Genomic DNA, 12,707 nt, shown 5'->3' with positions numbered 1-12,707 from the left:
GATGACATGAGCGCCGCCTCCCAGCTCCCCGACACCGTCGACCACGCTGCCGCCACACCCGATGTCACACTCCCCTTCGCCGAACTCGGCCTGAAGGCGAACGAGTACGCCGAGATCGTCTCGCTGTTGGGCCGCCGGCCCACCGCGGCCGAACTCGCCATGTACTCGGTGATGTGGAGTGAGCACTGCTCCTACAAGTCCAGCAAGAAGCACCTGCGTCAGTTCGGGGAGAAGACCACCCCAGCGATGCGTGAGCACCTGCTGGTCGGCATCGGGGAGAACGCCGGTGTGGTCGACATCGGCGAGGGATGGGCGGTCACCTTCAAGGTGGAGTCCCACAACCACCCCAGTTATGTGGAGCCCTATCAGGGCGCCGCCACCGGGGTCGGCGGCATCGTGCGTGACATCATCTCGATGGGCGCGCGCCCGGTCGCCGTGATGGACCAGCTGCGATTCGGTGCGATCGACCATCCCGACACCGCGCGGGTGGTGCACGGTGTGGTGAGCGGGGTCGGAGGGTACGCGAACAGCCTCGGCCTGCCGAACATCGGCGGGGAGACCGAGTTCGACACCTGCTACCAGGGCAACCCGCTGGTCAATGCGCTGTGTGTCGGGGTGTTGCGGCACGAGGACGTGCACCTCGCCAACGCCTCCGGCGCCGGCAACAAGGTGGTCCTGTTCGGGGCCCGCACCGGCGGCGACGGGATCGGTGGCGCCTCGATCCTGGCGAGTGAGACCTTCGAGGACGGCGTGCCCGCGAAGCGCCCCAGCGTGCAGGTGGGTGACCCCTTCATGGAGAAGGTCCTCATCGAGTGCTGCCTGGAGTTGTACGCGGGGGGCCTCGTGGAGGGCATCCAGGACCTGGGCGCGGCCGGCATCTCCTGCGCCACGAGCGAGCTCGCCTCCAACGGTGACGGCGGCATGCACGTGGACCTGGACGACGTGCCGCTGCGCGACCCGAGCCTGACCGCCGGCGAGATCCTGATGTCGGAGTCGCAGGAGCGGATGATGGCGGTGGTCACGCCCGAGAAGCTCGAGGCGTTCCTCGCCGTGACCGGCAAGTGGGACGTGGAGACCGCTGTGATCGGCGAGGTCAACGACTCCGGCCGTCTGACCATCGATCACCAGGGGCACCGCATCGTGGACGTGGATCCCCGCACCGTCGCGCACGAGGGGCCGGTCTACGACCGGCCCTATGCCCGCCCGGCGTGGCAGGACGCGCTGAACGCCGACTCCGCCGCCGCCCTTGCTCTGCCCACCACCCCGGAGGCGCTGCGTGCGCAGGTGATGGCGCTGGTGGCGAGCCCCAACCTGGCCTCGGCCGCCTGGGTGACCGACCAGTACGACCGGTACGTGCAGGGGAACACCGCGCAGGCCATGCCCGATGACGCCGGGGTGATCCGGGTGGACGAGAGCAGCGGCCTCGGAGTGGCCATCGCCACCGACGCCAATGGCAGGTTCGCGAAACTGGATCCCTACCTGGGCGCGCAGCACGCGCTCGCGGAGTCCTACCGCAACGTCGCCACGGTCGGCGCTCGACCCCTGGCGGTCACCGACTGCCTGAACTTCGGCAGCCCCGAGGACCCGGACTCGATGTGGCAGCTCGTCCAGGCCATCACCGGGCTCGCCGATGCCTGCCAGGTCCTCGAGGTGCCGGTCACCGGCGGGAATGTCTCGCTGTACAACGGCACCGGCGCCCCCGGCCGCATCGACTCCTCCATCAACCCCACCCCGGTCGTCGGGGTGCTCGGTGTGCTCGACGACGTCGCTCACGCCACGCCGTCGGGTTGGCGTCACGAGGGCGAGAGCCTGTATCTCCTGGGGACCACGCGCGCGGAGCTCGACGGTTCGGCGTGGGCCAGGACGGTGCACCAGCACCTCGGCGGCACACCGCCGCACCTCGACCTGCGCGCGGAGCGAGCCCTGGCGGCTGTCCTGGTCAATGCCTCGCGTGACGAACTGGTCACCGCAGCCCACGACCTGTCCGCCGGGGGACTCGTGCAGGCGCTGGTGGAGGGAACCCTGCGGTTCGGTGTGGGCGCCCACCTCGATCTCGCCGCACTGCTCGAGCGCGACGGCGTGGAGACGGCCGTGGCGCTGTTCTCCGAGTCCGCCGGGCGCGCCGTGGTGAGCGTTCCGCGCGGTGCGGACGTCGCCTTCGCGGACCTGTGCACTGCGCGCGGGGTCCCGGTGCTGCGACTGGGCGAGACCAGCGACGACGGCGAACTCGTGCTCGAGGGCCCCCTCCCGCTGACCCTGTCCCTGGATGAGTTGCGAGAGGCTCACCGAGGAACGCTGCCCCGGTACTTCGGGGCGGGGGCGTGAGCGCCGACCTCGAGGCGCAGCGTGGCGCGGCCTGGTGGGTCTACGCCCTGATCGGTCTCGGTGCCGGGTACCTCTCGGGCCTGTTCGGCGTGGGAGGGGGCACGGTCATCGTGCCCGCCCTGGTGGCCTTCGCCGTGTTCGACCGCAAGCTCGCCTCCGGGACGTCCCTGCTGGCGATCGTGCCGACCTCCCTGGTGGGCGCCATCACCTACGGGATCGACGGGAACGTGCACGTCCTGACCGCGGCGATCCTCGCCGTCGGCACCGTGATCGGGGCGCAGATCGGCACCTGGCTGCTGTCGAGGCTGTCGAACCAGACCCTGCGTTGGGCCTTCATCGCGTTCCTCGTGGTCGTCGCTGTCCAGCTCGCCTTCACGGTTCCCGTGCGCGACGCCGAGGTGGAGATGACCGTGGGCCTGGTACTCGGACTGATCGCGGTGGGACTGGCCACCGGTGTGCTGTCCGGGCTGCTGGGTGTGGGCGGCGGCGTGATCGTGGTGCCGGCGATGATCCTGCTGTTCGGGTACTCCGACCTGTTGGCCCGTGGCACCTCGCTGCTGATGATGCTGCCGACCGCCGTGTCCGGGACGATCGGGAACCTACGGCGGCGCAATGTGGACCTCCGTGCCGGCGCGATCATCGGCGTCAGCGCCTGCGTGACCGTGGCACTGGGCACCCTCACGGCGGGCGCCATCGCGCCCCAGGTCGCGAACCTGCTGTTCGTGGCGTTCCTGGTCTTCCTGATCCTCAAGACCCTGCAGGAGGCGTTGAAGAACCGACGGCGGCCCGCCGGAGCGTGAGGTCCCGGGCGGCTCAGGCTCCGGCGGTGGAGACGCCGAGATCGGCGAACGCTGTGCAGCCTTCCAGGCCCACGAGCGGTTGAGACCCGTCGACGGCATCGCCATCGCCCACACCGCCGAACTCGGCCCCCAGCACCACGTCGACCACCGCGTCCTGCTTGGTGGCGTCGTAGACGATCTCGGCCTCGGGGAGCACCAGGGCCAGCGTGTAGGCGTCGTCGATCCCGGCGGTGCCCGTCACGAGGCGGGTCGCTCCGGCGTAACTGCCCTGCGGGTAGTTCGCCTCGGTGCCGATGACCACGCCGAGTCCCTCCAGGCTCTCACCCGTCTGGGCGGCAAGCCCGCCGATCTCCGTGCCGTTGTAGACGTTCGCGGTGATCGCACCCCAGGAGACCGGGGTGGCGTCGGGCGCCGGGCACGGCGTGGTCTCCACCACCGAGTCCTCGGGATTCGCGTCGTACCACTCCTCGTCGAACGGCGGCGGGATCTGACCGGAGTACACGGCGAGTGCCGCGAGAGCCAGGACGATGAGCGCCACGATCAGAGTGCCGAAGATGATGGTCTGGCGCTGCAGCAGGTGACGGCGGCGCAGCGCCCGGCGCCGGGTTGCCGGGTCGGGAGAGTGCACGGTCACGGCACTACCGTACTGCCCGGTCCGCCGGCCTCGCCGTCGAGCTCCAGCACGCGGGCATGGATCACCAGGCGCTGGTGGAGCGCGGAGCGCAGCGCTCGCTGCAGACCGTCCTCGAGGTAGAGATCCCCACGCCATGCCACCACGTGCGGGAAGAGGTCGCCGAAGAACGTGGAGTCCTGAGTCAGCAGTTGATGCAGATCCAACTGCGAACGCACCGTGGTGAGCTGGTCGAGGCGGACCTGGCGTGGCGGTATGCGCGACCAGTCGCGCGTGGTGACCAGGCCATGATCGGGGTAGGGGCGCGAGTCGCCGATGGCCTTGAAGATCACGAGGCGAGCGTAGTTCGCGTGCGGACGCCCGGGGTGCGCGCCCGGTCCGGAGCGCGAGTGAGTCCCGTCACAGCGTGCCGGGCAGCCGAGCGCGAGAAGGAACCTGCGTCTCGATGGGTGAGACGCAAAGCTGGTTCACCAGTGGCGGCCCGCGGGTCACTAGCCTCGCGGTGCACGACCTCAGCACGAGGCTCGACCCAGCATGACCTCGTCATCCGATCGAAGGAGCCCATTCATGTCACGACGTGTTCTGGCGGCGGCCACGGCCGCCCTCGTCGCCGTGGGACTTGCCGCCTGCTCGCCCGAGGAGTCCGCCACCGAGACCTCCGGGAGCGAGGGCGCGGACGCCCAGGTGGGCGCCGACCTCGATGTGGCTGCCTACGACGCGGTGATCGCCTCCGGCCCGGTGGCCGATGACGCCACGGTCGAGGCGAACGCCTGGGCCAGCGCGGTGCGTGAGGCCGGGGTGCTGGAGGTCGGGGGCACGGAGACCTCCAACCTGTTCTCGCTCCTGGACCCGACCGCCGACGGCACGGTCCGCGGGTTCGACGCGGGCCTGTCCCAACTGCTCTCGCAGTACATCCTCGGCGAGGTGAGCACCGAGCTCACCCAGGTCTCGGTCGACACACGCGAGGAACTGCTGGTCAACGGCGACGTGGACACGGTCTTCGCGACGTACTCGATCACGCCCGAGCGTGCCGAGCGGGTCGGTTTCGCCGGCCCCTACTACTCCTCCCAGGCCGGGATCCTGGTGAACGCGGACAACGAGGAGATCACCTCCCTGGAGGACCTCGCGGGCAAGACCGTGGCGACCCAGGCGGGCTCCACCGGGGAGACGCTGCTTGAGTCCGAGGCGCCGGAGGCGGAGATCCTCGCCCTGCCGGACCACGCCCAGGCGCTGGAGGCCGTGATCAACGGCAACGCCGATGCCTACGTCATCGACGAGACCCTGCTGCTGAACGCGGTGCTCGCCCAGGGCGGCACCGTCAAGATCGTCGGGGACTCCTTCGGGCCGGAGGACCTCTACGGGATCGGCGTGCCGTTGGAGAGCGACGCGGTGGAGTTCATCAACGCCTTCCTCGAGCAGATCGAGGCCGACGGCGTGTGGGAGGAGCTGTGGCAGGTCACCATCGGGGACCGCACCGGGGTGGACACCGCGCCCGACGCGCCCACCCCCGGAGAGACCGGTCTCTGACCCGCTCGAGCACCGCCGAAACCGTGGCGTGCGCGCCGGGGACGTGGCCCTCGGCCACGTCCCCGGCGCGTAGCCCACGGACTCGGCGCGAGACGGCGCACCGGACGGCGAAGGGAGGCACCACGTGGACGTCCTGTTCCGCGACTATCTCGGCACGTTCGCCGAAGGGTTGTGGCTCACCGTGCAACTCACGGCGATCGGCTTCACCGCCGCCCTGATCCTCGGCACGATCCTTGCGGTCTTCCGCGTCTCCCCGATCCCGCCGCTGCGGGTGTTCGGCGCCGTGTACGTGGAGTTCTTCCGCAATGTGCCCCTGGTGGCACTCCTGCTGCTCGTGGTCTACGGGCTGCCCTACGCCGGGGTGAACCTGGGCTACTACTGGTCGGTGATCCTCGCGCTGACCGCCGTCGGCACCGCCTTCGCCTGCGAGACGATCCGCAGCGGGATCAACGCCGTCTCCGCCGGCCAGGTCGAGGCGGCTCGCGCGATCGGGCTGCCGTTCTGGGGGATCGCGCGCGAACTGGTGATCCCGCAGGCGGTGCGCACCGTCATCAGCCCGCTGGTGACGCTCTTCATCGGCATCCTGCTGTCCACCTCGCTCGCGGCGGTGGTCGGGATGCGGGAGCTCACCTCGACCGTGAGTTACATCAACAACCAGGAGGCGCTGGGGTTGACGACCTTCCTCGTGGCTGCCGCCGTCTACGTGATCATCTCGCTGACCGCCGCCGGGATCGGCTCGCGGCTGGAGACCAGGTACCGGGTGCTGCGATGAGCGCCCACGCCCTCTTCGATGCCCAGGGTCCCCGCGGCCGCGCCACGGTGCGGGTCATCACCGTCGCCTCCGTGCTCGCGCTGCTCGGGGTGGCGGCGCTGGTGTACTGGCAGTTGTACCGCACCGGGCAGTTGGCGCCCTCGAAGTGGTTGACCTTCACCGAGCCGGGGACGATCCGCTACCTCCTGACGGGCTTGGGCAACACCGCGCTCGCGGCCCTGGGGGCCGGGGCGATCGGTCTGCCGCTCGGTCTCGTCCTCGCGCTGGGGAGGCTCTCGCGGCGGCGCTGGCTCAGTTGGCCGGCCACGGCCGTGATCGAGGTGTTGCGCGCCGTGCCGGTGCTGCTGCTGATCTACATCTTCATGTTCGCGCTGCCGCAGTACGGCATCAACCTGTCCACCTACGGCAAACTCGTTGTCCCCATCGGCCTGGGCGCGGCCGCCGTGATGGCCGAGGTCTTCCGTGCCGGGGTGCTGGCCGTGCCGCGCGGGCAGACCGAGGCGGGGCTCGCCGTCGGGCTGCCCGACGGCGTCACCATGCGCCTGGTGGTCTTCCCGCAGGCGCTGCGGATCGTGATCCCGGCCCTGGTGGCCCAAGCGGTCGTGGTGGTCAAGGACACCGCGTTCGGGTACGTGGTGTCCTACCCCGAGCTCATGCAGTCCGGCCGCGTGCTGGTGGCCAACACCAACGACCTGGTGCAGACCTACCTGGTGATCACCGTGGTGTACGTGCTGGTCAACATGGTGATCTCGGCGCTCGCGCAGCGGATGGAGGCCCGCATGAACGCCTCGCGCGGACTCGGCCGCATCTCGCTGCTGGGCCGCGCCCGCCGCTCCACCCTCGCCTGACACCCCCTCCGCGAGGTGGTTCTGCAGGCACTTCGAGGTGGTTCTGCAGGCTCAGTGGTACTTGCTGCGCACCTGCGGGGCGAGTCGCAGCCGTGCCACGTCCCACACCCGCAGGTAGGCGAGCGCGGCGGGGGAGCGAGGCGCGACGGCGAATACCGGCGCCCGCTGCGTCCCCATCCGCTCGACGGCGACGCTCGAGGGCACCACGACGTCCGCCATCTCCGGGATGCTCCGGGGCAACTCCGCCACCGCCTCGCGATGCTCCGCCTTGCGCCGGTCCACCATGGTGAGGAAGGCGAGCAGGGCGGGCGGGTGCTTCGACTCCTCCAGGAGCATTCGCACCTGCTCCACCGAGCGCAGCGCGAGCCCCGCCGGCGGCACGGGCAGCACCACGAGGTCCGCGGCGCGGATCACGCTCGCGGCGAGCGCAGAGGAACTCGGAGGGGAGTCCAGCACCACCAGGTCGTAGTGCTTCGCGAGCGGTGACACCGCCTCGGCGAGCCGCTTGCGGGTTCGCTTGGCGGCGGCGAGCGCCACCTCCAGATGCCGGTTGCTGGCATCGGCCGGCAGCACGTCGAAGCCGTGCTCGGTGGCCACCACGGCACGCCTGGCCTCGCCCTCGCCGATGACCACCTCGCGCACGGGCGGGCGCTGCGCACCCTTCTTGCCCTTGCGCAGGTCCTTCGGGTTGGCGCTCGACGGCGTGGGGTCCCCGTCCGCGCCCAGCAGCCACGTGGCCCCCGCCTGGGGGTCGAGGTCCCACAGCAGCACGCGGGAGTCGTCCCGCGCCGCGGCGGCCGCGAGGTTGGTGGCGGTCGTGGTCTTCCCGACGCCGCCCTTGACGCTGTGCACGGCGACGATCTTCATGCATTCGCACACTACGGCGGATGTCCGCTGTGCGCAGAATGCCCCGCCGAACGTCCGCCACGCGAGCTTAGGGTGGGCTCACCTACCTCGAGGAGAGTGCATGCCCAAGGGAACCGTCACTGCGATGCAGGTGGTGGGCAAGTCGTGGATCACGCCGCACCTGGTGCGCCTGGAACTCGCCGGGCCCGACGGCGCAGCCCTGGCCGACTTCCCCATGTCGCCCCACGCGGATGCGTACGTCAAGCTGGTGCTGCCGCCCCGGGGCGTCAGCCTGCCGTGGCCGTACGACGCCGAGGCGCTAAAGCAGGCGCTACCGCCCGAGCAGTGGCCCGTGCTGCGGACCTACACGATCCGTGACTTCACCCCGCAGCGCATGATGATCGACGTCGTCGTGCACGGTGACGACGGCGTGGCCGGCCCCTGGGCGCGGGACGTGGAACCCTGCGGGCCGGGCAGCCTCCTGCAGGTGCGCGGGCCGGGCGGCGCCTACTCACCCGACCCGAGCGCCCGGCACCACCTCCTGGTGGGTGACGCCTCCGCCCTGCCGGCGATCGCCGTCGCCCTGGAGCGGCTGAGGCCGGGCGCCACGGCCGACGTGGTGATCGGGGTGGCGAGCGCCGCCGACGAGATCCCGTTGGATACGCGCGCGACGGCGCAGATCACCTGGGTGCATGAAGGGGCCGCAGCCGCCGGGCCGGGGGAGGCCCTCGTGGCCGCCGTCCACGCCTTGGATCTCCCGGAGGGCGAGGGAATCGACGCGTTCGTGCACGGCGAGGCCGGCTGGGTGAAGGCGCTGCGCCGTCACCTGCGCTTCGAGCGAGGCATCCCGCGCGAGCGGCTCTCGATCTCGGGCTACTGGCGGCTGGGCAGCACCGATGAGCAGTGGCGCACCGGGAAGGCCCAGTGGCGGGCCGAGGTGGAGGCGGACGAGGCTGCCGCGGGCCTTCGCTGAGGCCCGCATCCGGTGTCCGACGACGAAGCCCCGGAGCCAGGTGGCTCCGGGGCTTCCCAGCGGAGGATGGGGGATTCGAACCCCCGAGGGCGTTAACCCAACACGCTTTCCAAGCGTGCGCCATAGGCCACTAGGCGAATCCTCCAGGAGCGATCTCGACACCGACCGTGCCGGGCCGAACAACCGCGCAGGCGAGTCTACCCCACGCGAACGGGTGACCCTGACCGCCCCCAGATCGGCCCAGCACCCCGCGGGAGCAGGTACGCTGGTCTACGACCCCTCGTACGGCGTTATCCCGCTGAACCCCCCCAGGGCCGGAAGGCAGCAAGGGTAGGTGGGCCCTGACGGGTGTGCGGGGGGTCCTTTCATGCCCGCACGTCGACCCGATCGGCCTGCGCCGGTCCGCAGTCGTTCGTTCGACGCCGCTCGGCCTGCATGTCGGTGTCCCCGGCTACCCTGAAGCGGTGACCACAGCCCTGTACCGGCGCTACCGGCCCGACTCGTTCGTGGACGTGATCGGGCAGGAGCACGTGACCGACCCGCTCCGCGCTGCGTTGCGCAACGACCGCGTGACGCACGCCTACCTCTTCTCCGGGCCCCGCGGGTGCGGGAAGACCACCAGCGCCCGCATCCTCGCGCGTTGCCTGAACTGTGCGCAGGGACCCACCGATGTGCCGTGCGGCCAGTGCCCCAGCTGCGTGGACCTGGCGCGCGGGGGACCCGGCAGCCTGGACGTCGTCGAGATCGACGCCGCCAGCCACGGTGGTGTGGACGACGCCCGCGACCTGCGTGAACGCGCCGTGTTCGCGCCGGCCCGCGACCGCTACAAGGTGTTCATCATCGATGAGGCGCACATGGTCACGGCGCAGGGCTTCAACGCGCTGCTCAAGCTCGTGGAGGAGCCGCCCGAGCACGTGAAGTTCGTGTTCGCGACGACGGAGCCGGAGAAGGTCATCGGCACCATCCGCTCCCGCACGCATCACTATCCCTTCCGCCTGGTGCCCCCGGTGGAACTGCAGACCTACCTCGCGCGTCTGTGTGAGCAGGAGTCGATCGAGGTGGAGTCCGGCGTGCTGCCGCTCGTGGTGCGCGCCGGTGGTGGCTCCGTGCGTGACTCGCTCTCCGTGTTGGACCAGTTGATGGCGGGCGCCGAGGGCGGGCGGATCACCTACCCGCTGGCCTCCGCTCTCCTCGGATTCACCCCCGCCACCTTGCTGGATGACGCCGTCGCCGCGTTCGCGGCGCAGGACGGCGCGAGCCTGTTCCTGGTGGTGGACCGTGTCGTGGAGTCGGGGCGTGACCCGCGCCGGTTCACCGAGGACCTGCTGGATCGGCTGCGGGACCTCATGGTGCTGGCCACCAGCGGGGGTGAGGCCGATGCGGTGCTCCGGGCCCTGCCGAGCGAGGAACTGGAGCGGATGCGCCCGCAGGCGCAGCGCATGGGGGCACGCCGCCTGGGCGTCCTCGCGGAGCACATCAACGACGGTCTGACGGAGATGGTCGGAGCGACCTCGCCCCGACTGTTGCTCGAGTTGACCCTGATCAAGGCTCTGCTGGCCACCGGCGGTGAGGGCGCCGGTGCCGGCCAGATGGACGACGCCGCCGCTCCCAGCGCCGCCGCCGGCTCGCCCGCCCCGAGTCCGTTGCAGCGGGTCGCGCTCCCGGCGACACCACCGGGAGGGTCGGCGACACCACCGGGCGATCCCGCCACGAGGAGCGAATCCGAGCCGGCGGCCCCCGCCCCGGCCGCGCCGGCCCCCGCCCCGACCGCGCCGGCTCTCGCTCCGGCCGCGCCGGCCCCCGAGGCCGCTCCGCGCACACCTGCGGGACCATCCACGCCGGCGACGCCGCGCGAACCGGCGGCGTCCGCAGACCGGACGGTGCCGCCGCCCGAGCAGATCGAGCCCGCCTCGCCGTCGCGGCCGAGGGGATCCGCTGGCGACGAGCCGTCTGGGGCTCCGCGCGGCGGTGACGGCCAGTCGGCATCGGTGCCCGATCCCGCAGTGCACGCTGAGGAGGGCAGTGAGCTGCGCCGACGATGGCCGGAGGTGCTCAGCACACTCGCGCCGATGAACCGTGTGGTCTGGACTCTCGCGAAGGACAATGCGACGCCGGGCGCCGTGGTCGGCGAGGTGTTCACCCTCTACATGCAGTCACCGGGCCTCGCGCAGACCTTGGCGTCCAGGGGTGGTGCCGAGATGGTGGCCCGCGCGATCTACGAGACGGTGGGCATGACGCTCCAGGTGCGTATCGACGTCGGCGACCCCGGTGGTGGGGGAGGGGGAGCCTCCGCGGCGCCACCGCGTCACAATGGCCCGACGGGTGGTCCCAGTGCCGCTCATGCCGCTGCGCGTCGGGCTGCTCCGGGGGGGCCGGGGGCACCGCGTGCGCGAATCGAGGCTCCCGCCGAGCCCGATACCGATACCGAGCCCGATACCGGGCCCGAGCGCGAGCCCGCCGCTCCCAGGAACACCGCTCCCGAGAACACCGGCCCGCAGTCGTCCACCGAGCCACCGCCGCATGCCGAGCCACCGCCGCATGCCGAGCCGCAGGCCGGAGGTGACCAGCCGTTCGGCGCCGCGCCCTCGCCGGATGAGTTCGCGCCGGCCGAGTCCTCGTCCGGCGGGCCGTCAGCGCCGTCCCCAGCCGACGGGCCATCGCCCTCGCCCCCGGCCGAGACGCCACCGCGCACCGTGAGCGACGCCGTACGCCGGGCCATGGCCGATTGGGGAGCCCAGAGCGCTACCCCCGGACCGACCGACCCGGCCGATGCGCGGCCGGCCGGCGGGCAGGGCGCGGGTCCTGACGTACCCGCAGACGTACCCGCAGACGGAGCCGCGCGGGGTCGGGCGTCCGTTGGCGCGCCCGACGGCGAGCCCGTGGTCGGCGCCGGGACGAGCGCCGACGCCACGCAGGAGAACCAGGCCGCCGGTCGCGATGACCTCCCGCCGGTGATACGGCTCGCGGAGCACTCGGCGCGCCGACCGCCTGAGCATTCTGGCGGCGAGTCGGCCACCCGAACGGATCCGGGGGCGACGGGCCGGACCGCAGAGCGCGAGTCCGCCGGCCCTGGGCCTTCGATGCCTGAGGCACGCACGCAGTCCACTCATCCTACGCCGCGTCCATCTCAGGTCCCGGTCTCCGAGCCCCCGCCGTGGGAGGACGATCCGTACAACTCCTACGACGATGCCGGCACGGGTGAGGTGACCGATGGTCCGGGCATGGTCGGTGTGCCCCTGGTGGCCAAGATGCTCGGCGGCGTGGTGATCGACGAGATCATCGAGGACGGCGCACGATGAGCGGCCCGTACGACGGCGCCGTGGCCGATCTGATCGCCGAGCTCGGGCGCCTGCCCGGGATCGGACCGAAGGGCGCGCAGCGGATCGCCTTCCACGTGCTCTCCACCGACTCGGGTGAGATCCAGCGACTCGCGGACGCGTTGGTCCAGGTCAAGGCGCGCGTCCGCTTCTGCGTGGTCTGCGGGAACGTGGCCGAGGCCGAGAAGTGCCGCATCTGCCTGGATCCCCGACGCAATGACGCGCAGATCTGCGTGGTCGAGGAACCACGGGACGTGGTCGCGATCGAGCGCACCCGCGAGTTCCGCGGCCGCTACCACGTGCTGGGCGGCGCCATCAATCCGCTCGACGGCGTGGGGCCGGACGATCTGCGGATCCGTGAACTCCTCACCCGACTAGGGAACGGAGCGGTGACCGAGGTGATCATCGCCACGGATCCCAACGTCGAGGGTGAGGCCACCGCGGTCTACCTCTCCAGGCTCGTGGGGACGCTCGGCATCGATGTCTCACGACTGGCCTCGGGGCTCCCCGTCGGAGGCGATCTCGAGTACGCCGACGAGGTCACGCTGGGCCGCGCCTTCGAGGGTCGCGTGCGCGTACCGGCCGCGCGGCCGCCCGCGAGCACCCCGGACCCGGCTGCTGCGGTCATCGATCCGTGAGACCATGAGCGTGGCGGGCTAGTCTTCAGG

At 71.4% G+C, this 12,707-nt stretch carries 11 protein-coding genes, 1 tRNA gene and 1 other RNA gene; 9 read left to right on the top strand and 4 right to left on the bottom strand.

Annotated elements, in window-relative coordinates:
• Positions 1–6 precede the first annotated feature (6 nt).
• Both purL and ATL40_RS11780 read left to right on the top strand, forming a co-directional pair.
• Positions 7–2,325: a phosphoribosylformylglycinamidine synthase subunit PurL gene (gene purL, locus ATL40_RS11785; protein ID WP_098469703.1), complete on the top strand. Its 2,319-nt coding sequence runs from the start codon at positions 7–9 to the stop codon at positions 2,323–2,325.
• A complete protein-coding gene (locus ATL40_RS11780) occupies positions 2,322–3,125 on the top strand; it encodes a sulfite exporter TauE/SafE family protein (protein ID WP_098469702.1) in 804 nt (267 codons plus the stop codon). The genes purL and ATL40_RS11780 overlap by 4 nt, the downstream gene beginning before the upstream one ends.
• A 13-nt stretch (positions 3,126–3,138) precedes the next feature.
• On the opposite strand, the gene ATL40_RS11775 is transcribed toward ATL40_RS11780, so the two are convergent.
• Positions 3,139–3,759 carry a LytR C-terminal domain-containing protein gene (locus ATL40_RS11775; protein WP_169925964.1) on the bottom strand — a complete coding sequence of 207 codons (621 nt, stop codon included), beginning with the start codon at positions 3,757–3,759 and terminating at the stop codon, positions 3,139–3,141.
• A complete protein-coding gene (locus ATL40_RS11770; protein ID WP_098469700.1) occupies positions 3,756–4,088 on the bottom strand; it encodes a type II toxin-antitoxin system VapB family antitoxin in 333 nt (110 codons plus the stop codon). Before ATL40_RS11770 ends, ATL40_RS11775 begins: the two co-directional genes overlap by 4 nt.
• A 235-nt stretch (positions 4,089–4,323) precedes the next feature.
• Between ATL40_RS11770 and ATL40_RS11765 the strand changes: the two genes are divergently transcribed.
• The 3 genes from ATL40_RS11765 (at position 4,324) to ATL40_RS11755 (ending at position 6,903) form a co-directional block, all read left to right on the top strand.
• Complete coding sequence (locus tag ATL40_RS11765) at positions 4,324–5,283, top strand: transporter substrate-binding domain-containing protein (RefSeq protein WP_098469699.1); 960 nt, start codon at positions 4,324–4,326, stop codon at positions 5,281–5,283.
• Between the two features lie 124 nt (positions 5,284–5,407).
• The gene (locus ATL40_RS11760) at positions 5,408–6,055 is read left to right on the top strand and encodes an amino acid ABC transporter permease (RefSeq protein ID WP_098469698.1); all 648 of its coding nucleotides are present in this window, start codon (positions 5,408–5,410) and stop codon (positions 6,053–6,055) included.
• Positions 6,052–6,903 (top strand): amino acid ABC transporter permease, encoded by an 852-nt coding sequence (locus ATL40_RS11755; protein WP_098469697.1) that lies wholly within the window; start codon positions 6,052–6,054, stop codon positions 6,901–6,903. Before ATL40_RS11760 ends, ATL40_RS11755 begins: the two co-directional genes overlap by 4 nt.
• A gap of 51 nt (positions 6,904–6,954) precedes the next feature.
• On the opposite strand, the gene ATL40_RS11750 is transcribed toward ATL40_RS11755, so the two are convergent.
• Positions 6,955–7,770 (bottom strand): ParA family protein, encoded by an 816-nt coding sequence (locus tag ATL40_RS11750; protein ID WP_098469696.1) that lies wholly within the window; start codon positions 7,768–7,770, stop codon positions 6,955–6,957.
• A gap of 100 nt (positions 7,771–7,870) precedes the next feature.
• On the opposite strand from ATL40_RS11750, the gene ATL40_RS11745 reads away from it, so the two are divergent.
• Positions 7,871–8,722 carry a siderophore-interacting protein gene (locus tag ATL40_RS11745; protein WP_098469695.1) on the top strand — a complete coding sequence of 284 codons (852 nt, stop codon included), beginning with the start codon at positions 7,871–7,873 and terminating at the stop codon, positions 8,720–8,722.
• Positions 8,723–8,782: 60 nt separating this feature from the next.
• On the opposite strand, the gene ATL40_RS11740 is transcribed toward ATL40_RS11745, so the two are convergent.
• Positions 8,783–8,867 (bottom strand) — tRNA-Ser (locus tag ATL40_RS11740).
• Between the two features lie 126 nt (positions 8,868–8,993).
• On the opposite strand from ATL40_RS11740, the gene ffs reads away from it, so the two are divergent.
• The 3 genes from ffs to recR all read left to right on the top strand — a co-directional run bounded on the left by ffs (position 8,994) and on the right by recR (position 12,677).
• Positions 8,994–9,090: signal recognition particle sRNA small type (gene ffs, locus ATL40_RS11735), an RNA gene on the top strand.
• Between the two features lie 96 nt (positions 9,091–9,186).
• Positions 9,187–12,021 (top strand): DNA polymerase III subunit gamma and tau, encoded by a 2,835-nt coding sequence (locus ATL40_RS11730; RefSeq protein ID WP_098469694.1) that lies wholly within the window; start codon positions 9,187–9,189, stop codon positions 12,019–12,021.
• A complete protein-coding gene (gene recR, locus ATL40_RS11725) occupies positions 12,018–12,677 on the top strand; it encodes a recombination mediator RecR (protein WP_098469693.1) in 660 nt (219 codons plus the stop codon). The genes ATL40_RS11730 and recR overlap by 4 nt, the downstream gene beginning before the upstream one ends.
• The last annotated feature ends 30 nt before the right edge of the window (positions 12,678–12,707 follow it).

The sequence above is a fragment of the Serinibacter salmoneus genome, assembly GCF_002563925.1.
Taxonomy (GTDB): Bacteria; Actinomycetota; Actinomycetes; order Actinomycetales; family Beutenbergiaceae; genus Serinibacter; species Serinibacter salmoneus.
This window is presented reverse-complemented; position numbering and strand designations above follow the sequence as displayed.

Bases quoted from the DNA above. Each gene is read 5' to 3' on its own strand.
- ATL40_RS11765 (WP_098469699.1), top strand. From the start codon at position 4,324: ATGTCACGACGTGTTCTGGCGGCGGCCACGGCCGCCCTCGTCGCCGTG.
- purL (WP_098469703.1), top strand. From the start codon at position 7: ATGAGCGCCGCCTCCCAGCTCCCCGACACCGTCGACCACGCTGCCGCC.
- recR (WP_098469693.1), top strand. From the start codon at position 12,018: ATGAGCGGCCCGTACGACGGCGCCGTGGCCGATCTGATCGCCGAGCTC.
- ATL40_RS11755 (WP_098469697.1), top strand. From the start codon at position 6,052: ATGAGCGCCCACGCCCTCTTCGATGCCCAGGGTCCCCGCGGCCGCGCC.
- ATL40_RS11750 (WP_098469696.1), bottom strand. From the start codon at position 7,770: ATGAAGATCGTCGCCGTGCACAGCGTCAAGGGCGGCGTCGGGAAGACC.
- ATL40_RS11745 (WP_098469695.1), top strand. From the start codon at position 7,871: ATGCCCAAGGGAACCGTCACTGCGATGCAGGTGGTGGGCAAGTCGTGG.